The organism is Corynebacterium senegalense (assembly GCF_900411315.1).
In the GTDB taxonomy this organism is placed as follows: Bacteria; Actinomycetota; Actinomycetes; order Mycobacteriales; family Mycobacteriaceae; genus Corynebacterium; species Corynebacterium senegalense.
The window spans coordinates 1,138,364-1,164,898 of the sequence record NZ_LS990887.1 but is presented as its reverse complement, the minus strand read 5'-3'; the positions used below and the strand labels follow the sequence as shown (position 1 = coordinate 1,164,898).

Below are 26,535 nucleotides of genomic sequence, written 5' to 3'. Positions count from 1 at the left end.
GGGGGTGTGCGACTAGGTGTATTAGACGTAGGCAGCAACACCGTTCACCTCGTGGCGGTGGATGCCCACAGCGGCGGACGGCCCACCCCGATGAGCGACTGGAAGCAGCCGCTGCGGCTCGTCGAGATGCTCGACAAGCACGGCAACATCGAGGACAAGGGTGTCAACAGGCTCATTGACACCGTCCAGGAGGCCAAGGACCTCTCGGAGAACCTGAAGTGCGAGCAGTTCCTCGCCTTCGCCACCTCCGCCGTGCGTTCGGCCACCAACTCGGAGGAGGTGCTGAAGAAGGTGGAGAAGAGCACCGGCGTCACCCTCACCATCCTCTCGGGCGAGGAGGAGGCGCGCCTGACCTTCCTCGCCGCGCGCCGCTGGCACGGGTGGTCCGCGGGGCGGATCACCAACCTCGACATCGGCGGCGGCTCCCTGGAGATCTCCACCGGCGTGGAGGAGACCCCGGACCTCGCCGTCTCCCTCGACCTGGGCGCCGGGCGCCTGACCCACCAGTGGTTCGACACCGACCCGCCCGAGCGCAAGAAGATCAACATGCTGCGCGACTACATCGACGCGGAGCTGGCCGGCCCGGCCGAGCAGTTCCGGGCGATGGGGGAGCCCAGCCTCGCGGTGGGCACGTCCAAGACGTTCCGCTCGCTGGCCCGCCTGACCGGTGCCGCGCCCTCCTCGGCGGGCCCGTTCGTCCGCCGCACCCTCACCGCTCCGGGCCTGCGCCAGCTGATCGCGTTCATCTCGCGCATGACCGCGGCCGACCGGGCGGAGCTCGAGGGCATCAATTCTGACCGCTCCCACCAGATCGTCGCGGGTGCCCTGGTGGCGGAGGCCGCCATGCGGGCCCTTAATCTTGATAAGTTGGATATCTGCCCGTGGGCGTTGCGCGAAGGCGTGATTCTCCGGTGGATGGATCAAGGACACGACCAAGGAGATGACGTCTAATGTCTGAGGACAAGCAGCTCACCGTTGCCGAGCTCCTCGCCCGGGCGGAGAAGCAGAACCCGGGTGGTGCCTCGTCGCGTCCCCGCCGTCGCCGCAGCCTGGAGGAGGGCGGCGTGTCCGTCGCCGAGCTGACCGGGTCGATCAAGAAGGTCGAGGCGCAGCCCGTCGAGGTCAAGCACTCGAGCGTGCCTCTCGACGCCCCCGCGGCGCCCACCCCGCCGAAGCCGACGCCCACGCCGAAGCCGGAGGCGCCCAAGGCTGAGCCCGCCAAGGCGGAGCAGCCGAAGCGCGAGCCCGCCAAGGCAGAGCAGTCGAAGCCCGAGCAGCCGAAGCCCCAGCCCGTGAAGGCCGGGTCTGTGAAGCCCCAGCCCGCAAAGCCAGAGCCTTCCGGAGTGGGCGAGAAGGGCGTCGGCAAGCAGGCTGCACCGACCTCGGACGACACCGCCGTGATCCGGAAGGTGACGGCGGAGCCGGAGAAGAAGACGGGGACCGGTTCGACGAAGGTCGCGGCCCCGGCTGACACCGGAGTGATCCCCGCGGTGCCCGCGCCGGCGGCGGAGTCCGGCCTCGACGAGTTCGGCGACCGCGATGTCGAGCCCGCCGCGCCCGGCCGCGTGGCCGAGCGGGAGGAGGCGGACCTGGAGGACGAGGGCACGCTCAACCCGATCATGCTCGTTCTGCTGGTCTTCGCGGGCCTGCTGCTCGGCGTGCTCGGCTTCTTCGCCTTCCAGTGGGTGTGGACGAATACCAGCACCATCGTGTCCGTCCTCCTCGCCGTGGTAGCGGTGCTGGCTGTCGTCTTCGGTGTGCGCGCCATGCGCACCGGGCGCGACGGCGTGACCACCACCCTCGCGGGCGTCGCCGCGGTCGTCGTGGCCTTCGGTCCAGCCCTGCTGGTGTAGCGGGTGCCCGGCCGGCCGGGGTGTGTGGCACCCTAGGGGCATGAACTCGACTACTGACATCGCGGCAGACAAGATTGCGGTCCTCGGGGCCGGCAACATCGGCGAGGCGCTCATCGCGGGGCTGATCTCGGCGGGCGTGGAGCCGCTGCGCATCACGGCGACGAACCGCAGCCCCGAGCGAGGCGCGGAACTCGCGGAGCGCTACGGCGTGGTCACCACCGACGACAACAACGAGGCGGCCGTCGACGCCGACGTCTGCTTCCTCTGCGTCAAGCCCGCCCAGGTGCTCGGCGTGATCGAGGAGATCGGCGACACCGTGGCGAAGAACGAGGTGTCCACGGCCCTGGTCTCGATGGCCGCGGGTGTGACCATCTCCGCGATGGAGAGCGCCGCGTCCTCGGCGGGCACGTCGGTCGCGCGCGTCATGCCGAACACCCCGATGCTGGTGGGCCGGGGCGTGCACATCGCGGCGTTCGGCCGCTACGTGGAGGAGGACCAGCACAACGCGATCCGCGCGATGCTGGCCGCGACGGGCCAGGTGGTGGAGCTCGACGAGTCGCTCATCGACGTCGCCACGGCCCTGTCCGGGTCGGGGCCTGCGTACTACTTCCTGCTCACCGAGGCGCTCATCGACGCAGGCGTGGCCCTCGGCCTTCCGCGCGAGACGGCCAGCCAGCTCGCCACGGCCACGGCGGCGGGCGCGGGGGAGATGCTGGCGGGGGAGAAGTCGGCGGCGGAGCTGCGCCACGCCGTGTCCTCGCCGGCGGGGACGACGGCCGCGGCGATCCGCGAGCTGGAGGAGTCCGGCCTGCGCGGGGCGCTGTACCGCGCCACCGACGCCTGCGCGTGCCGGGCCCGGGAACTGGGCAAATAAGGCCGCGAATAACGCGAGTGTGGTTTCGTCACAGCAGTGCCGGAGAGTTGACTGGGTGAACTCTGAAAAATTTTCTGCACTTGAGTCGCAAGGCGCCCACCGTTCACGCTAGGCTGGTTCCAGCACGTGCGTGTTCGTCCTGCGGGAGGGGAAGCCTGCAGCGCGACCGTGCTTGAAGGGTTAACTAATTTATGGCTAACGAAGAAAAGGGCAAGTTCCTCACCGTCGCCGAGGTCGCGGAGATCATGCGCGTCTCGAAGATGACGGTGTACCGCCTCGTTCACTCCGGTGAGCTCCCCGCCGTGCGCGTGGGCCGCTCCTTCCGCGTGAACGAGACGGCGGTGAACGACTACCTCGACTCGTCGGTGTACGACGTCGGGTAGGTTCCCCGCCGAGCTGCGCCGCCCCCCCGCTCGCTTCGCGACGGCACGGGCGGCGCAGCTTTTCGCATTTTGGCCTGACCCGCGCCGGGCGCTATGCTGGGAACATTCATGCTGGCGCCGGTGCGGCGGCTGGAGAGTGCACCTCCCCCGCCCGACGCGCTCCGCGCGTTCCACGTGCGCCGGCAGGTCTGTACGTACAACCGAGCGAAATGAGGAAGCCCTATGGGTTCTGTGATCAAGAAGCGCCGCAAGCGCATGTCCAAGAAGAAGCACCGCAAGATGCTGCGCCGCACCCGCGTTCAGCGTCGTAAGCTCGGCAAGTAAGCCGCGCGTGGCCCGCCCCGGAGTCTTCCGGGGCGGGCTTTTTCTCTGTCCGTGCCCCGCCGGGTGCTCGCGCCTTTAACCTCGCCGGCGGCGGAGAACAAGTGCGGCCCCCACGGCCAGGGCGGCGCCGAGCGGCAGCGCCCAGCTGCGCGCCAGGCGCCGCACGGAGCGGTACTCCCGGATCTCCCAGCCGGCGCGCTCGGCGTGGGCGCGCAGGCTGCGGTCGGGGTTGATGGCCACCGGCGTGCCCACCATGGAGAGCATGGGGATGTCGTTGACGCTGTCCGAGTAGGCCGTGCACTGCGCCAGGTCGAGCTGCTGGACGGCGGCGAGCGCCGCCACGGCGTGCTTCTTGCCGGGCCCGTGCAGGATGTCCCCGACGAGCCGGCCGGTGAAGCGCCCGTCCTCCTCCTCCGCCACGGTGCCCAGCGCGCCGGTGAAGCCGAGGCGCTGGGCGAGCGCCTGGCCGATCTGCACGGGGGTCGCGGAGACCAGCCAGACCTGCTGGCCGGCCGCGATGTGCATGGAGGCGAGCTCGATGGTGGGCTGGTAGGCCTTGCTGAGCATGTGCTGCTCGACGATCTCGGCGCACAGCTCCTTCAGCTCGGCGACGCTCTTGCCCTTGACCAGGCCGAGCGCCTGCTCGCGCCCGGAGGCGATGTCGTCGTGGTTCTCCGTGCCGCTGAGCCGGAAGCGCACCTGCTTGATCAGGCCGGGCAGAAGCTCGCGCAGCGTGATGAAGCGGTGCCGGGCAAGTCCCGCCGCGAGCAGCACCAGGGAGGAGCCCTGGATGAGCGTGTTGTCGATGTCGAAGAACGCCGCAGCCTGCGCGTCTTGGGGGATGTCGGGGTCGGGGGCGGTGACCGTCGAGGAGCCCGCGGAGGCGAAGGCGCCGCCGACGGAGTCGACGCCGAGGGCGAACTGGTCGAGGTCGAGGCCGAAAGTCTCCTGCACGGCGGCGGCCGCGGCTGCTTCGCCGGCGGCGCGCTGTGAGGCGTCGTCAAGCGGCGGCAGCGCGGTGTCCTCGAGGAAGCGGCGCAGGTTGCCCTGCGAGGCCGACCACTGGGCGAGGAATTCGCTGCCGGGGAGGGGGACGAAGTCCGCGCTCATGGTGCCTATCAGCCTTTCGATGGATGTGGGAGTAGCGTTATCAATCGTAATTCTTCGCGGAGCCGAGCGCTGGGCTAGGAGGGCTAGTGAGAAAAGTGGAGCTGATGGTGCGCGCGAGCTGCGGGTCGTGCGCGAGGGTGGCGGAACAGATCGCGCCTGTCGTCGAGAAGTGCGGCGCGAGCCTTTCGTTTGTCGACGTCGACGCGGCCGCCGACCCCGAACTGGCGATGGAATACGGCGACCGCGTGCCCGTTGTCGTCATCGACGGCGAGGAGTTCGCCTGCTGGGAGGTCGACAACGACGACCTGGCAGCCGAGCTGTCCTGACGCCTGGGTTATACTTTAGTTTGATTTTTTGGGACTTTCCGGAGGGATGTAGTGAGTGTTCTCGTCGTAGGGATGTCGCACCGGTCGGCGCCCGTGACGCTGTTGGAGCAGCTCAGCATGGACGTCTCCGTACAGGAGGAGACGGCGTCGACGCTTCTGGAGCAGCCCTCGCTGTCCGAGGCGATGATCATTTCCACCTGCAACCGCCTCGAGGTCTACGCCGTGACCAACTCCTTCCACAGCGGAGTCGAGGACGTGCTCGGCGTGCTCTCGGCGAAGTCCGGGGTGGCCGAGGCTGAGCTGCGCACCTACCTCTACGTGCGCTACGCCGACGCGGCCGCGGAGCACATGATGACGGTCGCCTCGGGCCTGGACTCGATGGTGGTGGGGGAACAGCAGATCATCGGGCAGGTGCGCTCGAGCTACCAGGACGCCGCCGAGCGCGGCACCGTCGGGCCCGGCCTGCACTCCCTAGCGCAGTCGGCGCTGCACGCCGGCAAACGCGTCCACACGGAGACCGACATCGACGACGCCGGCGCGTCCATGGTCACCCTCGCGCTCGAGCAGGCGATGGAGATCATGGGCATCGACAGCTTCGACGACAAGACGGCACTCATCCTGGGCGCCGGGGCGATGGCCTCCCTGTCGGCCACGCACCTGGGCAAGCTGGGGGTGAGCAAGCTCATCATCGCGAACCGGACCCGCTCGCGCGCCGAGCGGCTGGCGGAGCACTCCCGCGAGGCGGGCGTGCCCGCCGAGGTGGTCGACTTCAACGCCCGCGCAGGCGCCCTCGCCCGCGCCGACATCGCCGTCTCCGCCACGGCCAGCGGCGACTTCACCATCACCCCGGAGGACATCTCCGGCCCGGTCATGCTCGCCGACCTGTCGCTGCCGCGCGACATCGACGACGCCGTCACCGCCGCAGAGGGCGTCCACCTGGTCAACATCGAGTACCTGCACAAGCGGATGCTCGAGGGCGACTCGAAGGACAGCAAGGCGCACCGCGCAGCCGAGGCGATCGTCGCCGAGGAGCTCGAGGCGTTCAGCTCTCAGCAGCGCGTCCGCGAGGTTGGCCCGGCCGTGGCCCAGCTGCGCCGCGCCGCCAGCGAGGTGACCGACTCCGAGCTGGAGAGCCTGCGCGCCCGCCTGCCCGGGCTCAGCGATGAGGACTTCGGGCAGGTGACCAGGACGGTGCGGAGGGTCGTCGATAAGCTTCTGCATAACCCGACGGTGAAAATCAAGGAAATGGCCGCCACCGCCGAGACCTTCAGCGTGGAAACCGCCCTGGAGGAACTGTTCGGCCTGGGCAGCCCGTCGGTGTCTGTGGAGGCGACGCGGCTGCCTCGCCTCGAAGAGATCAAGATGAGGGAGAAGTAATGCTCAAGATCGGAACCCGCGGATCAAATCTGGCCACCACGCAGGCGGGGCACGTACGCGACGCGCTCATCGCCGCCGGCTTCCCCGCCGAGCTCAAGGTGGTCACTACCGCCGGGGACCTCTCGGCCGCCCCCGTCGAGCGCATTGGCGTCGGCGTGTTCACCTCCGCGCTGCGCGACGCGCTCTTCGACGGCGACGTCGACGTGGCCGTCCACTCCTTCAAGGACCTGCCCACGGCCTACGAGCCGCGCACCCACCTCATCATCCCCGTCCGCGAGGACAACCGCGAGGCCCTCATCGCCCGCGACGGGCTCAGCCTCGCCGAGCTGCCCGAGGGCGCGCGCGTGGGCACCTCCGCGCCGCGCCGGGTCTCCCAGCTCAAGGCGCTGCGCCCCGACCTGGACATCCGCCCGCTGCGCGGCAACATCGAGACCCGCATGGGCTACGTCACCCGCGGGGACCTCGACGCGGTGATCCTCGCCTACGCCGGGCTGGTCCGCGCCGGCTACGGCGACCGCGCCACGGAGGTCTTCGCCCCCGAGGTGCTCATGCCCGCCCCCGCCCAGGGCGCGCTCGCCGTGGAGTGCCGGGTGGACGACACCGAGGCGCGCGCCGCGATCGACTCGCTTGTCGACGCCCACGCCACCCGCTGCGCCGCCGCCGAGCGTCAGGTCCTGGCCACCCTCGAGGCGGGCTGCACCGCCCCGGTGGCCAGCTACGCCCGCACCGAGGGAGACGAGCTCGTCGTGCGCGGCGGGGTCTTCGCCCTCGACGGCTCGGCGCAGCTGGTCGAGACGGCCCGTGGCGGCGCCGGGGCCGACGCCGCGGCGCTCGGGCGGGAGGTCGCGGCGCGGCTCCTGGAGCGCGGCGCGGCGGACCTGATGGCGCAGTAGCGCGGGCGCGCCGGCCCGGGAGCGCTGTTTTTGTTTCGGGGGCCGTTCACTTTAAGGTGTATCTAGCACTTAGCACACGGTGGATTGCCCGGGCGCATTCGGCCCCGCCAAAGGCGGGCCGGCGCGTCGAGGCTTTCCGCGCCTTTATTTACGCCTTAGAAAAGATCCCTGAATGACTATGCCCTCGATCACCCCCCAGCCGGGGAAGGTTATCTTCGTCGGCGCAGGCCCGGGTAACCCCGATCTGCTCACCGTCCGCGCACGCGAGGTGATGGAAACCAACTCTATCGCGATCGTTGATCCCGAGGTTCTTCAGGGGGTGCGAAACGTCGTCGCCGCCAGGCTGCCCGTGCCGGCGGAGAAGATGAAGGCGGCGGAGGAGCACTACGAGAAGATGTGCGCCGAGGCCAAGGCCGCGGGCGCGCGGCGCCGGCCGCAGCGGCCCGCCCCGCCGACGGCGGCGGAAATCGAGGAGCTCGGCCTGGGCGGCGAGGGGATCGTCGAGAAGCTGCGCGAGGCCCTGGACAGGGCCGCCGCCGCGATTGAGCGCGGCGAGGCAGGCGAGGGCGACGTCGTGCGCCTCGTGGCCGGCAACCCGCTGACCCGCGACGCCGTCATGGCGGAGATCTCCGCAGTGGCCAACGCGGGCCTCGAGTTCCAGGTCGTGCCGGGGATGTCGCTGCCCTCCACCGTGCCCTCGTTTGCGGGCATCGCGCTGGGCTCGACCTACACCGAGACCGACCTGAGCAACGACAGCGTCGACTGGGACCAGCTCGCCGCCGCCCCGCAGCCGCTCGTCTTCCAGGCCGTCTCCGAGCAGCTGCCCACCATCGCCGAGGAGCTCTCCGCCCGCGGCTTTTCGGGGCAGACGCCGCTGACGGTGACCACCAACGGCACGACCCGCCTGCAGCGCACCTTCGACGCCACCCTCGAGACCGTGGGCAAGATCGACGCCGACCTGTCCGGCAACCTCGTGGTCACCATCGGCACCGCCGTCGACGACCGCACCAAGTACTCCTGGTGGGAGAACCGGCCGCTCTACGGGTGGCGCGTGCTCGTGCCGCGTGCGAAGGAGCAGGCCGCGGCGATGAACGCGCGGCTGAGCTCCTGCGGCGCCATCCCGCAGTCCGTGCCCACCATCTCCATGGAGCCGCCGCGCAACCCCGCGCAGCTCGACCGCGCCATCAAGGGCATCGTCGAGGGGCGCTACCAGTGGGTCGTGTTCACCTCCGTCAACGCGGTCGGCGCCGTGTGGGACAAGTTCGAGGAGCTCGGCCTGGACGCCCGGGCCTTCGCCGGCGTGCACCTCGCCGCGGTGGGGGAGAAGACCGCCGACGCGCTGCGCTCGCGCGGCATGTTCCCGGAGCTGCTGCCGCACCGCACCAAGCAGAACGCCGCCGGCGTCGTGGAGGTCTTCCCCGAGTACGTCGAGGACATCGACCCCGTCTCCCGCGTCCTGCTGCCGCGCGCCGACCTCGGCACCGACGTGCTCGTCGACGGCCTGATGGAGAAGGGCTGGGAAGTCGACGACGTCGTCGCCTACCGCACGGTCCGCGCCGCCCCGCCGCCGCCGGAGGTGCGCGACATGATCAAGACCGGCGGTTTCGACGCCGTCTGCTTCACCTCGGCCTCGACGGTGAAGAACCTGGTCGGCATCGCGGGCAAGCCGCACCCGCGCACCATCATCGCCTGCATCGGCCCGATGACGGCCGCCGAGGCGCGCGAGCAGGGCCTGCGCGTCGACGTCATGCCCGAGGTCGCGGACGTGCCCTCGCTTGTCGACGCCCTCGCGGCGCACGTCGCCTCCCTGCGCGCGGCCGGCCAGCTGCCGCCGCCGCGGAAGAAGCGCCGGACCCGTCGCAAGCCGAGCGAGTCGGAGTAGGGCGCCGCGCCCGCCGTCGCGTTTCACCGTGTCCGGGGGAGGTCCTAGGATGATGGTGTGTCTTCCTACGAAATCACCCGCCGTCCCCGGCGCCTGCGCCAGAACCCCGCGATGCGTGAGCTCGTCGCTGAAACGCGCCTCGCCCCCTCCGACCTGATCCTGCCGCTGTTCGCGGCGGACGGGATCGACGCCAGGCGCGAAATCCCCTCCATGCCGGGCCAGTACCAGCACACCCTCGACTCTCTCAAGGCCATCGGCCACGAGGCGCTCGAGGCCGGGGTGCGCTGCGTCGACCTGTTCGGCGTGCCCCTCGAGGAGGACAAGGACGCCGAGGGCTCGGTCGGCTGGGCCGAGGACGGCGTGCTCAACCGGGCGCTGCGCGAGATGCGCGCGGAGTTCGGCAACGACCTGCTCATCATGGCGGACACCTGCCTCGACGAGTTCACCGACCACGGCCACTGCGGCGCGGTGGGCACCGACCGCTTCGGCAACGAGGTCGTGCTCAACGACGACACCCTCGAGCTCTACGCCCGCATGGCCGTGGCCCAGGCGGAGGCGGGCGCGCACATCGTCAGCCCCTCCGGGATGATGGACGGCCAAGTCGCCGTGATCCGCGACGCGCTCGACGCCGCCGGGCACCGCGACGTGGCCATCATGGCCTACTCCGCCAAGTACGCCTCCGCCTTCTTCGGGCCGTTCCGCGACGCCGTCGGTTCGTCTCTCACCGGCGACCGCCGCACCTACCAGCAGGACCCCGCCAACGCCCGGGAGTCACTGCTGGAGGCTCAGCTCGACATCGAGGAGGGCGCGGACCTCGTCATGGTCAAGCCGGCCCTGCCGTACCTGGACATCCTCTCCCAGATCGCGGAGATCTCCCCGGTGCCCGTGGCGGCCTACCAGGTCTCCGGCGAGTACGCCATGCTCCAGGCTGCCGGCCGCAACGGGTGGATCGACCTTGACGCCACCATGATGGAGTCGCTGCTGTCCATCAAGCGCGCCGGCGCCGACCAGATCCTCACCTACTTCGCCATCGACGCCGCGAGGGCCCTCCATGACTAGCATCCCGCCGCGCCGCACGCCGGCGCCCGCCGCCCCGTCCGCACCGCCCGAGACCCCGGAGGGGCCGAGCCACGTCAGCGCGAGGGCCGTGAACGGGGGCGGGAAAAAGGGCGTCGGCAAGCTGCCCGAGGCCGTGCGCTACATGGTGCTGTGCCTCGGGGTGATGCTCGGCACCGAGGTCGCCCACCAGCTGCTGTCCGCGGCGGCGGTGCTCATCGACCCGAGCGCGCTGCGCGAGAGCACCCGCGACGCCGCGCAGGCCTCGGGCGAGCAGGTCAGCGACCTGATGATTAACGTCAGCGTCTACAGCTCCGTGGCGATGATGCTCGCCTTCCAGCTGCTCATCGCCGGTCTTCTGGTGTTCGCCGTGCGCGCGGTGGCCAAGCGCTCCTCGTGGGCGGGTAATGCGCTGCGCCTGCTGCAGTTCTTCAGCGTGTTCTTCGTCCTCCGCATGATCACCCTGTTCTTCATGACGCCCGACTCCGCCACCGTCCCCGTCGCCCTCTACGCGGTCGACGGAGTGCTGCAGATCATCGTCGGCGCGGCCGCCGCGTGCGCGTTGGCCTACTCTATGCAGGACGAGGTGCAGAAGTTCGCCCGCACCCGGCCCCCGGGCCAGGGCGGGGCGGACTCTGCCGCAACCAACCACGACAGCAACTAGGGGGCGCACATGGCCGGCATGTTTCCCACGATGGTCAGCGACCCGAACGACCCGAACCGCCGCCGCGCGGAGCCGGTCGGGGACACCTGGCCGGCCCCGCTGCGGCGGGCGCACCGGCTCGTCATCGCCGCGGCTGTCCTCATGCTCGTGGCCGGCATGGTGATGCTCGCGGCCGGCTTCCCCGAGGGCGCCGACGAGGCCTTCCGGGCCGCGTTCATGCGCAACATGCGCTTCGCGGCCTGGTCCAACATCGTCCTCGGCCTGGCGCTGGGCGCGGCCGCGGCGTACCTGCAGCGCGGCTCCAAGGTGGCGCGGCGCTGGGTGGCGGTGTTCTCCGCCGCCGCGATCTTCGTCAACATCGCGGCCTTCGCGCTGCGTGTGACCAGCTGGGCCTCCTTCGTCATCGTGGTGGTGCTGGCCGTCGCCCTGTGGCTGGCGTTCCGCCCGGCGTCCAACGCGTACGTCGATGAGAAACACTCGCTGTGGCGGGGGCTGAAGTAATGGCCTCCAGCGACCTCGACGAGTGCATCGACGCCGCCCGGCTCGCCGCCCGCAGCGCCGGATTCGACCCGGACACCCCGCACGAGCAGCGCGGCTCCTCCATCCGCCCGAACGCCTCCTACGCCTTCGAGCTCAGCGGCCTGGAGGACGCGCCGCAGCTGCGCGACATCGAGGAGGCCCTGGGCCGGCTCGACGGGGTGACCGCGCGGCTCGTTTACCCCTCGGCCACGGCGTGGGTGACCGCCTCGGAGGATCTCGACCCGCGCCGGATCATCGAGGTGATCGAGAGTTTCGGGGTCACCGCCGAGATGTCGGACTCCACCCTGTGGCGCCGCGCCATCGGGCGCCGGGCGGCCGAGCACCCGCTGCCGCGGCGCGGCACGCGCGGCATGACCGGCAAGATGCGCCGCCAGCGCCGCGACGAGGAGGCGAACCTCGCCCGCGAACGCGCGGCGGGCTTCATGCGCGGGGCACCCCGTCGCCTGCGCACGAGCCAGTCGGACGTGCTGTTCACCGCCCGCGACATGGTCACGCCGCTGCGCATGTGGGTGTCCATCCTGCTCACCGTCCCCGTCTTCGCGCTGAGCTACCTGCCCGACCTGCAGTTCGCCGGCTGGCAGTGGGTGTGCCTCGCGCTGGCGACGCCGGTGGTGCTGTGGTGCGCCTTCCCCTTCCACCGCGCGATGGCCGGCGGCGTGCGCCGCGGCATGTCGGCGCTCGACGGCGCCAGCTCCATCGCCATCCTCGCCTCCTACCTGTGGAGCCTCTGCGCGCTGGTGTTCACCCCGACGGGGGACATCGGCTGGCACTCGCCGGGCGGCTGGCTCTCGGTGCGCGGGGCGAGCGAGATGGAGCTGTTCTTCGACGTCGCCTGCGGCGTGACGGCGATGCTGCTGGTGGGGCGCAACAACTCGATCAGGGTGCGTTCCTACCTGCTGCGCGACATGGAGCTGGACCGGCCCGACCCCGACCGCGAGTTCACGGTCTTCCGCCGCAACCGCACGTCGGACAAGGTGGTCAAGGAAACCCTCCCGGTCTCCGAGATCAACCGCGGCCACGACGTGAAGATCAACCCGGGCGACGTCATCCCCGTCGACGGTGACGTCGTGGGCGGTTCCTGCGTGCTGCGCCGCCCGCTTATCGACGCCCGCGAGCCGCTCCAGGCGAAGGTCGGCTCCCGCGTCTATGCCGGCACCGTGGTGGAAAGCGGCAGCATCAAGGTGCGCGTGGTGCGTACCGGCCACGCCACGCGCTGGGCGGCGGTGCACAGCTGGGTGGAGGACGCCTCGCGCCGCGAGAACGTGGCCACGATGCTGTCCACCCGCACCGCCGGCATGCTCATCCCGGCGGCCTACTTCATCGCCTTCGCCGACTTCTGCCTCTGGTTCCTCATCACGGGCAACCCGAACATCGCGTTTTCCACGGCGGTGGCGATCCTCGCGGTCGTCGCCCCGGTGGCTCTGGCCATCTCGCCGGCGGTGGCGATCCGGCTGGGCATCGAGGCGGCGGCCCGCAACGGCATCATGCTCCGCGACGGCGAGACCTTCCGCGGCCTCGATGACACCGACACGATCGTGTTCAACCGGGTGGGCACCCTCGTCACCCCGCAGATGGTGGTGGAGACGGTCACTGCGGAGCACGGCGAGGACCCCGACATGGTGCTGCGCGTCGCCGCGGCGCTGTCGATGGACTCCACGCACCCCCTGGCCAAGGCGCTGGTGAAGGCGTCGCGGGAATCGCGCGACACGCGCTCGAGGGACAGCTCCATGCCCGTGTGGGTGGAGCTGACCAACCACGAGATCACCTCGGACGGCGACTTCAAGGGACGCCTCGCCATGACCTTCGAGGACGAGGACGGCGAGGAGCGCGTCGAGCACCTCGAGGCCGTCCTGTGGCGCCCGACCAACCTGTCGCGCCTGCAGGGCAGGCTGGCCATCGCCGCCACCTCCGGCGGCGCGCCGGTGATCGTGCGCTGGAAGGGCAAGGACCGCGGCGTGATCACGCTCTACGACCCCGCGAAGCCCGACGCCATCTCCGCCATCGAGCGCCTCGAGGACATGGGCATCGAGACAGTCATGCTCACCCGCGACACCTACCCGGTGGCCCGCCGCTTCGCCGACTTCCTCGGCGTGTCCAACGTGCTCGCCGGCATCCCCTCGCCCAGCAAGCCGCTGGCGGTGCGGGCGCTGCGAAGCCAGGGCGCGACGGTGACGATGGTGGGCGACTACACCATGATGGACGCCCTCAAGGGCAGCGACGTGGGCATCCTCTACGCCACCGAGGAGTCGGTGAACACCCGCCTGAGCAAGGTGGAGGACGCCGCCGAGGTGGTCATGCTGCGCAACGACGTCACCGCGGTGCCGCAGCTGATCGAGCTGGCCCGGCGGGTCAGCCGGATCATCGACACCAACATGTTCTTCGCCTGGGCCTACAACACCATCGCGATCGTGCTCGCGGTGGCGGGCCTCCTCCCGCCCGTCGGTGCGACGCTGCTCATGCTGGGCAGCTCCACCTTCATCGAGGCGCGCTCCTCCCGCGCCCGCCGTTTCCCCACCTAAACCGCGGATTCTGCTTTCGCCCCGGCGTGGGTAGGCTGGGGCAGTATGACTAGACGCGCGTTGACGAACGCCCCGCTCATCGAGGCCGCCCACGGCCGCACCCCCTCCCGCACCCCCGTCTGGTTCATGCGCCAGGCGGGCCGCTCCCTGCCCGAATACCGCGAAGTGCGCGAGGGCATCCCCATGCTCGACTCCTGCTTCATGCCGGAGCTGCTCGCCGAGATCACCATGCAGCCGGTGCGCCGCCACGACATGGACGGCGCGATCCTCTTCTCCGACATCGTCGTGCCCCTCAAGGCGGCCGGGGTGGACGTGGAGATCGTGCCCGGACGGGGTCCGGTGATGGGCTCGGCGATTCGCGCGGCGTCGGACGTCGACAAGCTTCCCGTGCTCGACCACGAGGTCGCCGAGGTGGCGGAGGGCATCCGCATCATCCTCGGCGAGCTCACCGATGCCCAGGCCCTGATCGGCTTCGTCGGCGCCCCGTTTACCCTGGCCAGCTACCTCATCGAGGGCGGGCCCAGCAAGAACCACGAGAAGACCAAGGCGATGATGCACGCCGAGCCCGAGACGTGGCACCGCCTCATGCGCCGCCTCGTGCCCACCATCACCGCGTTCCTGCGCACCCAGGTCGAGGCCGGCATCGACGCGGTGCAGCTGTTCGACTCGTGGGCGGGCTTCCTCACCGAGGCCGACTACCGCGAGCACGTCCTGCCGTACTCCACCGAGATCCTGGAGTCGGTCGCGGGCGAGATCCCGCGCATCCACTTCGGCGTGTCCACCGGCGAGCTGCTGGGCGCGATGAGCGAGGCCGGCTCGGAGGTCATGGGCGTCGATTGGCGGGTGCCCCTCGACGCTGCCGCGACGCGCTTCGCCGGCCCCCGCGTGCTCCAGGGCAACCTCGACCCGGCGATGCTCTTCGCCGGCACGGAGGTGGTGCGCACCGAGGTCGCGCGCATTAAGGCCGAGGCCGCCCGCGCCATCGCGGCCGGCGACGCCACCGGCCACATCTTCAACCTCGGCCACGGCGTCCTGCCCACCACGGACGCGGACGCCATCACCGAGGCGGTACGGATCATCCACGGGGAGGAGCTGCAGTGAAGGTAGCGATCATCGGAGCCGGCCTGGCGGGCCTGACCGCGGCCTACGAGCTGCGCGACTCCGGCCACGACGTCGACGTCTACGAGGCCACCGAGCGCATCGGCGGAAAGCTCCGCACGGTCGCCTTCGCCGCCGGGCCCACCGACATGGGCGCGGAGGCCTTCATGGCGCGGCGCCGCGACGCCGTGGAGTTGTTCACCGAGCTCGGCCTGGGGCCGTCGCTGCGCGAACCCTCCGGCCTTGGCTCGCTCGTCTGGGTCGACGGCGAGACGCGCCCGCTGCCGCGCGGCGGGATCATGGGCATCCCCTCCTCCTCCGAGGGCGTCGCCCACTTGGTCTCCGCCGAGACAGCAGCGCTTATCGACGCCGAATCCAGCGCCCCCGGCTTCGACTGGGAAATCGGCGGCGACGTGAACGTCGGCAAGCTTGTGCGCTCGCGCTACGGCGACGAGGTGGTCGACAACATCGTCTCCGCCCTGCTCGGCGGCGTCTACTCCTGCACCGCCGACGACCTCGGCGTGCGCGCCACCGTCCCGCAGCTCGCCGAGGAGTTCGACCGTCTCGCCGCCTCCGGCCCGGTGCACCTGTCGGAGGCCGTGCGCAACCTCGAGCAGGCCCGTGCCGAACTGCCGACGGGGCAGGGCGCGGTGTTCAACGCCTTCCGCGACGGCTACCAGGAGGTCTACGAGGCGCTCGCGGAGAAGTCCGGCGCCGACATCTACGTCGACGCTTTCATCTCGGGTATCGAGCGCGCCGGTGAGGGCTACCGGCTGACGGGCGGCGAGGACACCGTCTATGACCGCGTCATCCTCGCGGTTCCCGCTCCGACCGCGGCGCTGCTGCTGAAGAAGGTCGCCCCCGCCGCCGCGGAAGCTTTGAAGCCGGTCAAGCTGGCCGACTCCGTCGTGGTGGGCATGCGTTTCGCCACCGACGAGGGACTGCCCGCCAACTCCGGGGTGCTCGTCTCCTCCGGCGCGTCCGATGTCCGCGCGAAGGCGTTCACCTTCGCCTCCCGCAAGTGGCCCCACCTTGCTGACCGGGGCGGAGCGCTCGTCCGCGCCAGCTTCGGCCGCTTCGGCGACACCATCGCCGTCCGCGCCTCCGAGGACGACCTTGTCGACTGGGCGCTCGACGACCTCCAGACCATCACCGGCTTCGACGGCCGCGCCGCCGGCCTCGAGGAAATCTACGTCCAGCGCTGGTTCGGCGGCTTGCCCCGCTACGACGAACACCACCTCGCCACCGTCGCGGCGGTCCTCGATGCGCTGTCCACCGAGCCGGGGCTGTCCGTCACCGGCGCCTGGGTCGGCGGCGTCGGCGTGCCCGCGGTGATCGCCCACGCCCGCGAGGTGGCGCGCGCCCTCTAGTTCTCTGCCGGGGCGGCGCGCTTGGGTGTGGCAGTGACAGATTTGGGCCTTGCGCCGCGGGATTTGTCACTTTGCCCGGGTGGGGAGTGGGGTCCGGGCAAATTTGGCACTGCCGGTGCCAAAGGTTGCCTTTTGGCAGCTGTGGGGGAGCGTTTTCCCAGGTGGGGTGGCGAGGTCCCGAAAGTTTGGCACTGCCGATGCCAAAGTTTGCCTTTTGGCTGCTGTGGGGGAGCGTTTTCCCAGGTCGGGTGGCGGGATCGGAAAAGTTTGGCACTGGATCCCACAGATTCGCCCGCCCCGCCACCCACCAAACATCCCCAGCGACAGATTGAGGCCTAGTGCCGCCAGATTTGTCACTTTCACCAGGCGGGGTGGCGGTGAGACCCGAAAGATGTCTCCGGCAGCAGGGTCTGCAGGGGCCCAAACCGCTGCGGCGGGGTAGATTCTTAGCCCATGTCGCCCGAACAACACCCCGAACAGCACCCCGAACACCCCACCACCGACCACCACCCCGAACACCCCGAGCAAAAGGAGTGGTGGGAGGAGGACGGCCTGCCCTGGACGTCGAAGCCGACGAAGGCGGATTACTGGTGTTTGGCGTGGTTCGGGTTCGCGGGGTTGTTCGGGCTGGCGATGATTCCGCTGCGCGCGTGGTTGCTGGGGTTGGATCCGCCGGTTCAGTTGGCGTTGACGGGGTCGAGGTTTGGTGCGGCGTCGACAGGCGCTCTTGCTGCGGTGGGCGAGGCGGACCGTTGGCTGCTGTACCTGCTGGTTGGCTCGTTGGTGGCGATCAAGTTCGACTGGATTTACTGGTGGGCGGGCCGGTTGTGGGGCCGCGGCATCCTGGATGTGCAGGCGGGGCAGTCGAAGCGTGCGGCGAGGAATATCGCGCGGGCGGAGCGGTGGGCGGTGAAGCTGGGGTGGATCGGCATCTTCCTTGCCTATATCCCGATTCCGCTGCCGATTGCGCTGGTGGTGTTCGTGCTGGCGGGGATGACGGGGATGAAGCTGTGGAAGTTCATGGTGCTCAACTTCGTGGCCAAGACGGCGTGGTCGCTGGGGTACCTGGGGCTGGGGTACTCGATTGGTGAGCCGGTGGTGTTCGTGCTGGAGCAGTACGCGAAGGTGGCCAACTGGATCGCGATTGGTCTGCTGGTGGTGATTTTCTGGGGGGTCGCGCGGAAAAAGCGCACGGCGGCCTGATCAAACTTTTGGATGGCCTAAGATGGCCAAGTATGACTGAGTTACGCCCGACCTCTTCCAACACCGCACGCTCCGCCGAGCTTTTCGCCCGCGCCCAGAAGGTGACCCCGGGCGGGGTGAACTCGCCGGTGCGCGCCTTCGGTTCGGTCGGGGGCCAGACCCGCTTCATTGAGAGGGCCGAGGGCAGCACGCTTTACGACGTCGACGGCAACGCCTATGTTGACCTCGTGAATTCCTGGGGGCCGATGATCCACGGCAATGCCCGCCCGGAGATCGCGGAGGCCGTGCAGAAGGCGCTGGCGAATGGCCTGTCTTTCGGCGCACCCACCGAGGCGGAGGTGGAGCTGGCGGAGATGATCGTGGAGCGCACGTCCGTGGAGGAGGTGCGCATGGTCAACTCGGGCACCGAGGCGACGATGAGCGCGGTGCGCCTGGCGCGCGGGTACACGGGCCGGCCGAAGGTGATCAAGTTCGACGGCTGCTACCACGGCCACGTCGACGCCCTGCTGGCCTCGGCGGGCTCTGGGCTGGCCACGTTCTCGCTGCCGGACTCGCCGGGCGTGACCGGGGCGCAGGCGGCAGACACGATCGTGGTGCCCTACAACGACATCGAGGCTGTGAAGCGCGCCTTCGCGGAGAACGAGGGCGAGATCGCCTGCGTCATCGCGGAGGCCGCCGCGGGCAACATGGGCACGGTCGCCCCGGAGGACAACTTCAACGCCAAGCTCAAGGAGGTCGCGCACGCCAACGGCGCGTTGCTCATCCTGGACGAGGTGATGACGGGCTTCCGCACCTCCCACGCCGGCTGGTTCGGCGTGGACGGCGTGGCGGGGGACCTGACCACCTTCGGCAAGGTCGTCTCCGGCGGCCTGCCCGCAGCGGCGTTTGGCGGGCGCCGCGAGATCATGGAGAAGCTCGCCCCGAACGGCCCCGTCTACCAGGCCGGGACCCTGTCGGGCAATCCCGTGGCCATGGCGGCGGGTAAGGCGTCGCTAAGCCTGGCGGGCGAGGACATCTACCCCGTGCTGCGCGCGAACGCAGACCGACTGGCGGGGCTCATCACGGCGGCCCTGGACAAACAGGGCGTGGCCCACCACATCCAGCGCGCGGAGACGATGCTCTCGGTGCGCTTCGCCGAGGGCCGCGGCCGCAACTTCGACGACATGAAGGCGGCCGACACCTTCCGCTACGCGCCCTTCTTCCACGCGCTGCTGGACAACGGGGTTTTCGCCCCGCCGAGCGCGTTCGAGACGTGGTTCGTCTCCACGGCGCTCAGCGACGCCGACTTCGAGCGCATCGAGAAGGCCCTCGAACCCGCGGCGCGCGCGGCGGCGGGGGCCACCCGGTGACCCGCACCCTTACGACTGTCCACCTCGTGCGCCACGGCGAGGTGTTCAACCCGACCAAGATCCTCTACGGCCGAATGCCGGGCTACCACCTGTCCTCGCGCGGGCAGTCGATGGCCGCGGTGACGGCGAGGTACTTCGAGGGCAGGGACGTCGCCTACCTCGCGGCCAGCCCGCTGGAGCGGGCGCAGGAGACGGCGCAGCCGATCGCCGAGGTGACCGGGCTGGACGTCGACACGCGCGAGGACATCATCGAGGCCGGCAACCTCTTCGAGGGGCTGCGCACGAAGGGCTGGCGCTCGCAGCTGTGGAACCCGGTGCGCTGGCGGCACATGACCAACCCCACCACCCCGAGCTGGGGCGAGGCGTACGAGGACATCCTCGAGCGGATGATGCGCGCCGTGCGGGACGCGCGGGCGCGCGCCGAGGGCCGCGAGGCCGTCATGGTGAGCCACCAGCTGCCGATCGTCACCGTGCAGCGCTTCGTGCAGGGGAAACCCCTGGCCCACATCAGCCGCGAGTGCGATCTGGCCAGCGTGACCTCACTTGTGTTCGACGGCGACGTTGTTGTTGACTGGTCATACAACCGACCTGCGAAGGACATCTAGAATGCTCAAGAAACTCGCCGCCCCGCTGGCGGGGCTGCTGGTGCTCACCGGCTGCGCCGCGGGCGACAGCGGCGACACGTTCGCCTTCCACTCCCCGGGCGGGCAGGTGGAGATCTTCTACGACGCCGCCGAGCGCAAGCCCGTCACCGAGTTCTCCGGGGAGTCTCTCATGGAGCCCGGGACCCAGGTGAACCTGTCGGACTTCGACGGCCAGGTGGTTGTGCTCAACGCCTGGGGCCAGTGGTGCGCGCCGTGCCGCGCGGAGGTCGACGACCTCCAGGAGGCCCAGGAGCAGCTCCAGGCCGACGGGACGGGGACAATCCTGGGGATCAACGTGCGCGACTACAACCCGCAGATCGCGCGCGACTTCGTCACCGACAACGGCGTGACCTACCCCTCCATCTACGACCCCCCGTTCAAGACCGCGGTGAACCTCGGCGGAGTGCCCAGTTCGGTCATCCCCACCACCGTCATTCTGGACAAGCAGCACCGCCCGGCTGCGGTGTTCCTGCGGGAGGTCACCGCCGCGGACATCATCGAGGTCACCGACCGCCTGGCGCAGGAAGAGGCGTAGATGGGGGAGGTGTTCTCCGAGGTCGTCACCTCCGGCCCGCTGCTGCTCGGCGTGCTCGCCGCGGCGCTGGCCGGCCTGGTGTCCTTCGCCTCGCCCTGCGTCATCCCCCTCGTGCCCGGCTACATGTCCTACCTGACCAGCATTGTCGGCGGCGAGCTCGTCTTCGAGGAGAAGGGCCCGCGCGTGGGGCGCAGGCGCCAGTGGGCCGTCGTGGGCGTGGCCGCGCTGTTCATCCTCGGGTTCACCGCGGTCTTCCTGCTGGCCACGGTCTCGGTGTTCGGCGCGATCAGCCTGATCGCCCTCAACGCCGACACGCTCATGCGCGCCGGCGGGGTGGTGACCATCCTCATGGGCGTGGTCTTCCTCGGCATGATCCCGGCCCTGCAGAAGGACACGCGGATGCAGCCGAAGCGCTGGACCACCTGGGTCGGGGCGCCGCTTCTCGGCGGCGTCTTCGCCCTCGGTTGGACGCCCTGCCTCGGCCCGACGCTCGCGGCGATCATCTCGGTCTCCGTCGGCTCGGAGGGGTTCACGGCCGCCCGCGGCATCGTCCTGGTCACCGCCTACTGCCTCGGCCTCGGCCTGCCCTTCCTGCTGGTGGCGCTGGGCTCGGCGCGGGCGGTGACCGGCATCGACTTCCTGCGCCGGCACTCGCGGGCGATCCAGATCATCGGCGGTGTGCTCATGATCGTGGTCGGCCTGCTGCTCGTCAGCGGCGTGTGGAACCACTTCATCGGGTGGACGCGCCAGCTCACCGTAGGCTATGGCGCCACACTCATCTAGCCAGACCCACCTAGCCAGACCCACCTAGCCACACACATCTAGCCAGAAGAAGGAGCACGAAGTGAGGTTTGTCTCAACCTGGTCGCGGCGGACGTGGCACTGGATCACCAGCATGCGCACGGCGCTGGTGCTGCTGTTTCTGCTCGCCCTCGCCTGCATCCCGGGCGCGCTTCTGCCGCAGCGCCGCGTCAGCGCCACGCTTGTCGACGACTACCTCGCCGCCAACCCCACCATGGGGCCGATCTACGACAGGCTCCAGCTTTTCGACGTCTTCGGCTCCACCTGGTTCATCGCCATCGTCGTCCTGCTCATGGTGTCCCTGGTCGGCTGCATCATCCCGCGCTCGATCGACCACTGGCGCGCCTACCGGGCGAACCCGACGCGCGCCCCGAAGTACCTCAGCCGCATGCCGATGCACGCGGAGGGGGAGGTCGAGGCGCCGCTCGAGGACGTCGATAAGCGTCTGCGCGAAGAGCTGGGGCGCTGGCACCTCGCGTCGTACAGCGCGAAGGAGGACCGCGCCGGGGTGTACTCGCTGGCCGCAGAGAAGGGCTACACGCGCGAGCTGATGAACCTGCTGTTCCATGTCGGCCTGGTGGGCATGATCGTGGCGTTCGCGGCGGGCCGGATGGCCTACTACGAGGGGCAGATCATCGTCGTGACCGACTCCGCGTCCGAGTTCGCGGTGCCCGTCGAGCAGTCCCGCGAGTTCTGCAACACCTCGCCGGCCAACTTCGACTCCTTCCGCGCGGGCCCGCTTTTCGACGGCACCGGGCTGACCCCCTTCTGCTTCGAGTCCAAGAACTTCACCGCCGACTACCTCAACAACGGCCAGGCCAACGGCTTCTCCTCCGACATCTCCTACACCACGGACCTGACGGCGGAGCGCTCCGAGTGGCAGGACACGACGCTGCAGGTCAACCACCCGCTGCGCATCAACGGCGACCGCGTCTACCTGCAGGGCCACGGCTTCGCCCCCCAGATCACCGTGACCTGGCCCGACGGCGAGAGTCGCACGCAGCTCATCCAGTTCCGGCCGACGGACGTGCAGAACTTCCTCTCCTCCGGCGTGATGCGCTTCGACCCGCCGGCGGGCATGTACCCGGACCTGGGCGAGCGGCGGCAGAACCAGATCGCCGTCGAGGGCGTGTTCGCGCCCACCGCGAAGTGGACCGGCCCGAACGGCGACATGCTCCAGTCGGCCTTCCCGGCGATGACGGACCCGGCGATGGCCGTGGACGTCTACGTCGGCGACGCGGGCCTGGACACGGGGCGCCCGCAGAACATCTTCGTGCTGGACCAGTCGCTCATCGCCGGCGGGCAGCTGGAGAAGGTCGACCGGCTCAACCTCACCCCGGGCCAGGAGATCACGATCGACGGCGGCATCAAGGTCCGCTTCGACGGGGCGGCGGAGTTCGCGAACTACCAGGTCTCGCGCGACACCACCCAGCTGTGGCTGCTGGCCACGACGCTGCTCATGCTCGGCTCGCTGATCGGCTCGCTGACCATCAAGCGCCGCCGCATCTGGGCGCGGCTCGTGCCCACGCAGACGGGGACGCACGTCGAGCTGGGCGGCCTGGCGCGCACGGACCGCGCCGGGTGGGGCCGCGAGTTCGAAGCCGTCGCGGACCGGATCCTCGGCAGGGCGCCGGTCGAGCTCGACGAGGACCCCGAAAATGAGGTAGCCGGGCTCGGCTAGGCCAAATAATTGCGCTTTTGACCTTGGAAAATGCCCGTCGGGTGGGGTAGGTTAGCTCTATGCTTGTCAACTCCACAATGGCGGATCTGTCGGATCTGACGTTCCGCACAGCCTTCGTCATCTACATCGTGGCCATGCTCATGTCGTGCATCTACTACGGCAGGATGTTCGGCATCATCGACATGCGCCGCGCCCACGAGGCGGCGCAGAAGCGCGCGGCCCGGGCGGAGCAGAAGGTCGCGGTCGCCGGCGGGGGCAGCGAGCTTGTCGACGCCCCAGCGGCCGACACCCCCGAGACCCCCTTCGACCCGGTGGAGTACGACAACCGCGTCCGCGGCGCGCGCAAGTGGGCGGGCATGACGCAGTCCCTGGTGTGGCTGGGCGTGCTGCTGCACATCGTGGCGGTGGTGACCCGCGGCTTCGGCGCGAAGCGCTTCCCGCTGGGTAACCTCTACGAGTACATCCTCATGATGACGGCGGTGATCATGGTCGTCGCGGCGGCGGTGATCCAGCGCAAGAAGTGGTACTCGGTCTACCCCTGGCTGCTCGCCCCGATGATCGTGGCGATGTACCTCAACTCCACGGTCTTCCACATCAAGGCCGCCCCGGTCGTCCCGGCGCTGCAGTCCTACTGGCTGCCGGTGCACGTCTCCTCGGTCTCTATCGGCGCCTCGATCGGCATCGTCTCCGGCATCTTCTCGCTGCTCTACCTGCTGCGCATGTGGCAGCCGCGCGGCGAGGAGCGCGGGTTCTTCGGCGCGCTGGCCAAGCCGCTGCCGGCGGCGAAGACGCTGGACCAGCTGGCGTACAAGACGGCGATCATCACCCTGCCGCTGTTCGGCATTGGCATCATGCTCGGCGCGATCTGGGCCGAGGTTGCGTGGAGCCGGCCGTGGGGTTGGGACGCGAAGGAGACGGTCTCCCTGATCACCTGGGTGCTCTACGCGGCCTACCTGCATGCGCGCGCGACGGCAGGGTGGAAGAACGCCAAGGCGGCGTGGATCAACGTCTTCGCCCTCGGTGTGACCATCTTCAACATGACCTACGTGAACACCGTTATCGCCGGCCTGCACTCCTACGCGGGGCTGAACTAGATGAAGGTGCTCATCGCCGGCGGGGCCGGCTACATCGGTTCCACGATCGCGTCGTGCTGCGAGGACGCGGGGATCACGCCGGTCATCCTCGATGACTACTCCACGGGCCTGCGCGTCTTCGCCTCCCGCTACGCCCACTACGAGGGTGACATTGCGGACGAGGCGCTCATCGACCGCATTGTCGCCGACCACCCGGACCTCGACGCCGTGATCCATTGCGCGGCGAAGATCGTGGTGCCCGAGTCGGTGGAGCAGCCGCTGGCCTACTACGACACGAACGTGGGCAAGGCCATTGCGCTTGTCGACGCCCTCTCCGCCCGCGGCGTGACCAAGGTGCTGTTCAGCTCGACGGCCGCGATGTACGAGCCTGACCCGGACTTCATGGTCAGCGAGACCAGCGAGATCAACCCGGGCAGCCCGTATGCGGCGTCGAAGGCGATGTTCGAGCGGGTGCTGGCTGACGCCGCGGCGACCGAGCGCATCACCGCGACGACGCTGCGCTACTTCAACCCGATCGGTGCGGACCCCAAGATGCGCACCGGCCTGCAGAACCCGGCACCGAGCCACGCCCTGGGCAAGATGCTCACGGCCCACGCCGCAGGTGAGCCCTTCTACGTCACGGGCGTGGACTGGCCCACCCGCGACGGCTCCGGGCTGCGCGACTACATCCACGTGTGGGACCTGGCCCGCGCCCACGTGCTGGCGCTGCAGGCGCAGCTGGGCAACTACGAGGTGATCAACCTGGGAACCGGCACGGGCACCACCGTGTTCGAGCTGGCGGAGGCCGTCGGCGAGGCCACCGGCACCCCGCTGCGCGTCGAGGGCGCACCGCGCCGCGACGGCGACGTGGTCGGCTCGGCGGCGCGCATCGACAAAGCCCGCGAGGTGCTGGGCTGGGAGCCCGCCCTGAGCATCGCCGACGGGGTGCGCCACTCGCTCGAGTGGTCCGCGAAGCTGCCCGGTGTGCTGCGCGAGGAGGAGTCGCTGCGCGGCGCGTAGCCGCGCGCAACTCAGGAAAATTCGCGGGCCGTCTGCGCCCGCCGGGGCCCGGCGCCGCGCTAGGATGAAGCGATTCCATCCGGCGAGAAAGGCAGGTGTCGGGAGATGTCAGGTCCGCGCAACAAGGCCGGCAGGCCGGCGAGCGAGGATCCCGTGCTCATCGCGCTCGGCGAGCAGATCGCCCTGACGCGCCGCGAGGCGGGCCGGCTTCAGCAGGAGGTCGCCGACGCGGCCGGGGTGTCGCGCTCGACGCTGCACACCATCGAGCACGGGGGAGCGGGGGTGCGCTGGGAGAAGGTGGTCGCCGTGGCCCGGGCCCTCGGGCTGCGCCCCTCCTTCGAGCGGGACTGACGCCTACTCGCCCGGCTCCTCCCCGAAGCGCTTGCGCCGCTCTTCCTCCTCCCGCCTGCGTCGCTCGGCTTCCTCGCGGGCGCGGCGCTCCTTGAAGCGGTTCTTCTCGATGTTCCAGAGGAACTCCTCGTCGTCGTCCGGCCCCTTGATCGCCGGCGGTTGCGCGGCCTCGCCTCCGCGCAGGGAGCCGTAGCGCCGCGCGCTGCCCGGCCCGAAGGCCCGCCACATGAGGTAGGCGGCCAGCACGACCAGCAGGAGCAGCAGAATTCTTCCCATGCCTTCCAACATACTGTTTAGGGTGGCCGGGTTTCAGCCGGTAGGGTGAGGGTTTGTGACTGAGCACAACGAGCCGACCGCCCCCTCCTCCGCCGCGCCGGACGTAGATCCGGGCGCGCGCAGCCGCGCCAACAAGGCCGCGGCCGTCTACGGGCTCTACAGGCTGCTTCTCTTCCTCGCCCTGACGGCCCTCATCCAGCTTGCGGCGGTGCTTATCGACGCCCCCGTGCCGCTCATCATGTCGGCCCTGCTCGCCCTGATCGTGGCGTTCCCGCTGTCGATGCTGATCTTCAAGAAGCAGCGCCTCGAGGCGAACTACGCCATCGCGCACTGGAAGCAGCAGCGGCAGGCGCGCAAGGACTGGATCCGCGGGGAGCTCGCGGAGCGCTAGGAGCGCCTAGTAGGGGACGACTCCCCAGGAGCCCCACGCCAGCACCACGGCGGTGATGAGCGACCACAAGAGCATCGTCTTGCCGTTGAGCCCGAGAACGGGGATGAGATCCGCGCCCTGCGCGCCGCGGGTGACCTTGAGCACCGACGCGACCGCCAGCGGCAGCGGCGCCAGCCCGAACAGGGCGGGCAGGAAGACCACGCCGAGGATGACGGAGACGGCGAAGGGGGCCAGGGTGAGGACGGTGAAGAGGCGGCGGGAGGTGGCGTCGCCAAGCAGCACTGCGAGCGTGCGCTTGCCCGCGCCGACGTCGGTGGGGATGTCGCGGATGTTGTTGGCCAGGTTGACCGAGGCCGAGATGGAGCCGATGGCCACGGCGCACAGCGCCCCGACCGCCGTGACCCGGCCGGACTGGGTGAATTCCGTGCCGAGCACGGCGACGAGCCCGAAGAAGATGAACACGGCTGCCTCGCCGAGGCCGGCGTAGCCGTAGGGGCGGGTGCCGCCGGTGTAGAACCAGGCGGCGGCGATGCAGGCCGCGCCGACCAGCAGCAACCACAGTGCCCCGGCCTCGAAGCAGAGGATGACGCCGAAGACGGCGGCGACGGCGAAGGAGATGAACGCGGCGGCCTTGACCTGCTCGGGGCGCGCGAGGCGGGTCGCGGTGAGACGGGTGGGGCCGGTGCGGTCGTCGTCGGTGCCGCGGATGCCGTCGGAGTAGTCGTTGGCGTAGTTGACGCCGATGATCAGCGCCCACGCCACCACAAGGGCCAGAAGCGCCCGGCCGGGGTGCGCCCCGCCCGCAAAGGCCGCGGCACCCGTCCCCGCGATGACGGGGGCGACGGCGTTCGGCCAGGTGTGGGGGCGGGCTGCCTCCCACCAGTCTTTGGGGGTGGCGGAGAAAGCTTCGGTCATGCGTTCCATCATGCCCCCAACGGTGCT

General features: G+C 69.9%; 28 protein-coding genes. 25 read left to right on the top strand and 3 right to left on the bottom strand.

All coding sequences use genetic code 11. The annotated features are described in order from the left end of the window. Positions 1-6: 6 nt before the first annotated feature. The 5 genes from DYZ02_RS05720 to DYZ02_RS05700 all read left to right on the top strand — a co-directional run bounded on the left by DYZ02_RS05720 (position 7) and on the right by DYZ02_RS05700 (position 3,434). Positions 7-951 carry a Ppx/GppA family phosphatase gene (locus tag DYZ02_RS05720; protein WP_115685385.1) on the top strand — a complete coding sequence of 315 codons (945 nt, stop codon included), beginning with the start codon at positions 7-9 and terminating at the stop codon, positions 949-951. Continuing rightward, a complete protein-coding gene (locus DYZ02_RS05715; RefSeq protein ID WP_115685384.1) occupies positions 951-1,853 on the top strand; it encodes a hypothetical protein in 903 nt (300 codons plus the stop codon). The genes DYZ02_RS05720 and DYZ02_RS05715 overlap by 1 nt, the downstream gene beginning before the upstream one ends. A 40-nt stretch (positions 1,854-1,893) precedes the next feature. Continuing rightward, positions 1,894-2,727 (top strand): pyrroline-5-carboxylate reductase, encoded by an 834-nt coding sequence (gene proC / locus DYZ02_RS05710; RefSeq protein ID WP_115685383.1) that lies wholly within the window; start codon positions 1,894-1,896, stop codon positions 2,725-2,727. Between the two features lie 191 nt (positions 2,728-2,918). After that, a complete protein-coding gene (locus DYZ02_RS05705) occupies positions 2,919-3,110 on the top strand; it encodes a helix-turn-helix domain-containing protein (RefSeq protein ID WP_115685382.1) in 192 nt (63 codons plus the stop codon). A gap of 222 nt (positions 3,111-3,332) precedes the next feature. Continuing rightward, complete coding sequence (locus tag DYZ02_RS05700) at positions 3,333-3,434, top strand: 30S ribosomal protein bS22 (protein WP_003855542.1); 102 nt, start codon at positions 3,333-3,335, stop codon at positions 3,432-3,434. 75 nt (positions 3,435-3,509) lie between these two features. Here DYZ02_RS05700 and DYZ02_RS05695 read toward each other — a convergent pair whose 3' ends face one another. Beyond that, entirely contained in the window at positions 3,510-4,544 is a 1,035-nt protein-coding gene (locus DYZ02_RS05695; RefSeq protein ID WP_115685381.1) for an HAD family hydrolase, read from the bottom strand. A gap of 104 nt (positions 4,545-4,648) precedes the next feature. On the opposite strand from DYZ02_RS05695, the gene DYZ02_RS05690 reads away from it, so the two are divergent. From DYZ02_RS05690 to DYZ02_RS05600, 19 genes are all read left to right on the top strand, one after another. Continuing rightward, positions 4,649-4,870 (top strand): glutaredoxin family protein, encoded by a 222-nt coding sequence (locus tag DYZ02_RS05690; protein WP_115686387.1) that lies wholly within the window; start codon positions 4,649-4,651, stop codon positions 4,868-4,870. A gap of 51 nt (positions 4,871-4,921) precedes the next feature. Further along, complete coding sequence (locus DYZ02_RS05685) at positions 4,922-6,247, top strand: glutamyl-tRNA reductase (RefSeq protein WP_115685380.1); 1,326 nt, start codon at positions 4,922-4,924, stop codon at positions 6,245-6,247. Beyond that, positions 6,247-7,140: a hydroxymethylbilane synthase gene (gene hemC, locus DYZ02_RS05680; RefSeq protein ID WP_115685379.1), complete on the top strand. Its 894-nt coding sequence runs from the start codon at positions 6,247-6,249 to the stop codon at positions 7,138-7,140. Before DYZ02_RS05685 ends, hemC begins: the two co-directional genes overlap by 1 nt. Before the next feature lie 172 nt (positions 7,141-7,312). Next, positions 7,313-9,022 carry a bifunctional uroporphyrinogen-III C-methyltransferase/uroporphyrinogen-III synthase gene (locus DYZ02_RS05675; protein ID WP_115685378.1) on the top strand — a complete coding sequence of 570 codons (1,710 nt, stop codon included), beginning with the start codon at positions 7,313-7,315 and terminating at the stop codon, positions 9,020-9,022. A gap of 57 nt (positions 9,023-9,079) precedes the next feature. Then, positions 9,080-10,081: a porphobilinogen synthase gene (hemB, locus tag DYZ02_RS05670; protein WP_115685377.1), complete on the top strand. Its 1,002-nt coding sequence runs from the start codon at positions 9,080-9,082 to the stop codon at positions 10,079-10,081. Further along, entirely contained in the window at positions 10,074-10,742 is a 669-nt protein-coding gene (locus tag DYZ02_RS05665; RefSeq protein ID WP_147291481.1) for a hypothetical protein, read from the top strand. The genes hemB and DYZ02_RS05665 overlap by 8 nt, the downstream gene beginning before the upstream one ends. A 9-nt stretch (positions 10,743-10,751) precedes the next feature. After that, positions 10,752-11,243, top strand: a complete 492-nt coding sequence (locus DYZ02_RS05660; protein ID WP_115685375.1) for a hypothetical protein — start codon at positions 10,752-10,754, stop codon at positions 11,241-11,243. Further along, on the top strand, positions 11,243-13,801 hold the full coding sequence (locus tag DYZ02_RS05655; protein ID WP_115685374.1) for a heavy metal translocating P-type ATPase: 2,559 nt from the start codon (positions 11,243-11,245) through the stop codon (positions 13,799-13,801). The genes DYZ02_RS05660 and DYZ02_RS05655 overlap by 1 nt, the downstream gene beginning before the upstream one ends. A 45-nt stretch (positions 13,802-13,846) precedes the next feature. Beyond that, positions 13,847-14,902, top strand: a complete 1,056-nt coding sequence (gene hemE, locus DYZ02_RS05650) for a uroporphyrinogen decarboxylase (protein WP_115685373.1) — start codon at positions 13,847-13,849, stop codon at positions 14,900-14,902. Beyond that, complete coding sequence (locus tag DYZ02_RS05645; protein ID WP_115685372.1) at positions 14,899-16,269, top strand: protoporphyrinogen oxidase; 1,371 nt, start codon at positions 14,899-14,901, stop codon at positions 16,267-16,269. The genes hemE and DYZ02_RS05645 overlap by 4 nt, the downstream gene beginning before the upstream one ends. Before the next feature lie 453 nt (positions 16,270-16,722). Further along, entirely contained in the window at positions 16,723-17,472 is a 750-nt protein-coding gene (locus DYZ02_RS05640; RefSeq protein WP_115685371.1) for a DedA family protein, read from the top strand. A gap of 32 nt (positions 17,473-17,504) precedes the next feature. Further along, on the top strand, positions 17,505-18,821 hold the full coding sequence (gene hemL, locus DYZ02_RS05635; protein WP_115685370.1) for a glutamate-1-semialdehyde 2,1-aminomutase: 1,317 nt from the start codon (positions 17,505-17,507) through the stop codon (positions 18,819-18,821). Then, entirely contained in the window at positions 18,818-19,426 is a 609-nt protein-coding gene (locus DYZ02_RS05630) for a histidine phosphatase family protein (protein WP_115685369.1), read from the top strand. Before hemL ends, DYZ02_RS05630 begins: the two co-directional genes overlap by 4 nt. Before the next feature lies 1 nt (position 19,427). Next, positions 19,428-20,000 carry a TlpA disulfide reductase family protein gene (locus tag DYZ02_RS05625; protein ID WP_115685368.1) on the top strand — a complete coding sequence of 191 codons (573 nt, stop codon included), beginning with the start codon at positions 19,428-19,430 and terminating at the stop codon, positions 19,998-20,000. After that, on the top strand, positions 20,001-20,783 hold the full coding sequence (locus tag DYZ02_RS05620; RefSeq protein ID WP_115685367.1) for a cytochrome c biogenesis CcdA family protein: 783 nt from the start codon (positions 20,001-20,003) through the stop codon (positions 20,781-20,783). It begins immediately after the preceding gene. A 61-nt stretch (positions 20,784-20,844) separates the two neighbouring features. Beyond that, the gene (locus DYZ02_RS05615) at positions 20,845-22,482 is read left to right on the top strand and encodes a cytochrome c biogenesis protein ResB (RefSeq protein ID WP_181896899.1); all 1,638 of its coding nucleotides are present in this window, start codon (positions 20,845-20,847) and stop codon (positions 22,480-22,482) included. Between the two features lie 59 nt (positions 22,483-22,541). Beyond that, positions 22,542-23,576: a c-type cytochrome biogenesis protein CcsB gene (ccsB, locus tag DYZ02_RS05610; protein ID WP_115685365.1), complete on the top strand. Its 1,035-nt coding sequence runs from the start codon at positions 22,542-22,544 to the stop codon at positions 23,574-23,576. Next, complete coding sequence (gene galE / locus DYZ02_RS05605; RefSeq protein WP_115685364.1) at positions 23,577-24,575, top strand: UDP-glucose 4-epimerase GalE; 999 nt, start codon at positions 23,577-23,579, stop codon at positions 24,573-24,575. Positions 24,576-24,680: 105 nt separating this feature from the next. Then, positions 24,681-24,926 (top strand): helix-turn-helix domain-containing protein, encoded by a 246-nt coding sequence (locus tag DYZ02_RS05600; RefSeq protein ID WP_115685363.1) that lies wholly within the window; start codon positions 24,681-24,683, stop codon positions 24,924-24,926. Between the two features lie 3 nt (positions 24,927-24,929). On the opposite strand, the gene DYZ02_RS05595 is transcribed toward DYZ02_RS05600, so the two are convergent. Beyond that, positions 24,930-25,202, bottom strand: coding sequence for a hypothetical protein (locus DYZ02_RS05595; RefSeq protein WP_115685362.1), 273 nt, complete (start codon positions 25,200-25,202; stop codon positions 24,930-24,932). A gap of 55 nt (positions 25,203-25,257) precedes the next feature. On the opposite strand from DYZ02_RS05595, the gene DYZ02_RS05590 reads away from it, so the two are divergent. Then, positions 25,258-25,593, top strand: coding sequence for a DUF4229 domain-containing protein (locus DYZ02_RS05590; RefSeq protein WP_115685361.1), 336 nt, complete (start codon positions 25,258-25,260; stop codon positions 25,591-25,593). Positions 25,594-25,599: 6 nt separating this feature from the next. Here DYZ02_RS05590 and DYZ02_RS05585 read toward each other — a convergent pair whose 3' ends face one another. Continuing rightward, a complete protein-coding gene (locus tag DYZ02_RS05585; protein ID WP_425451038.1) occupies positions 25,600-26,517 on the bottom strand; it encodes a 1,4-dihydroxy-2-naphthoate polyprenyltransferase in 918 nt (305 codons plus the stop codon). Positions 26,518-26,535: the final 18 nt, after the last annotated feature.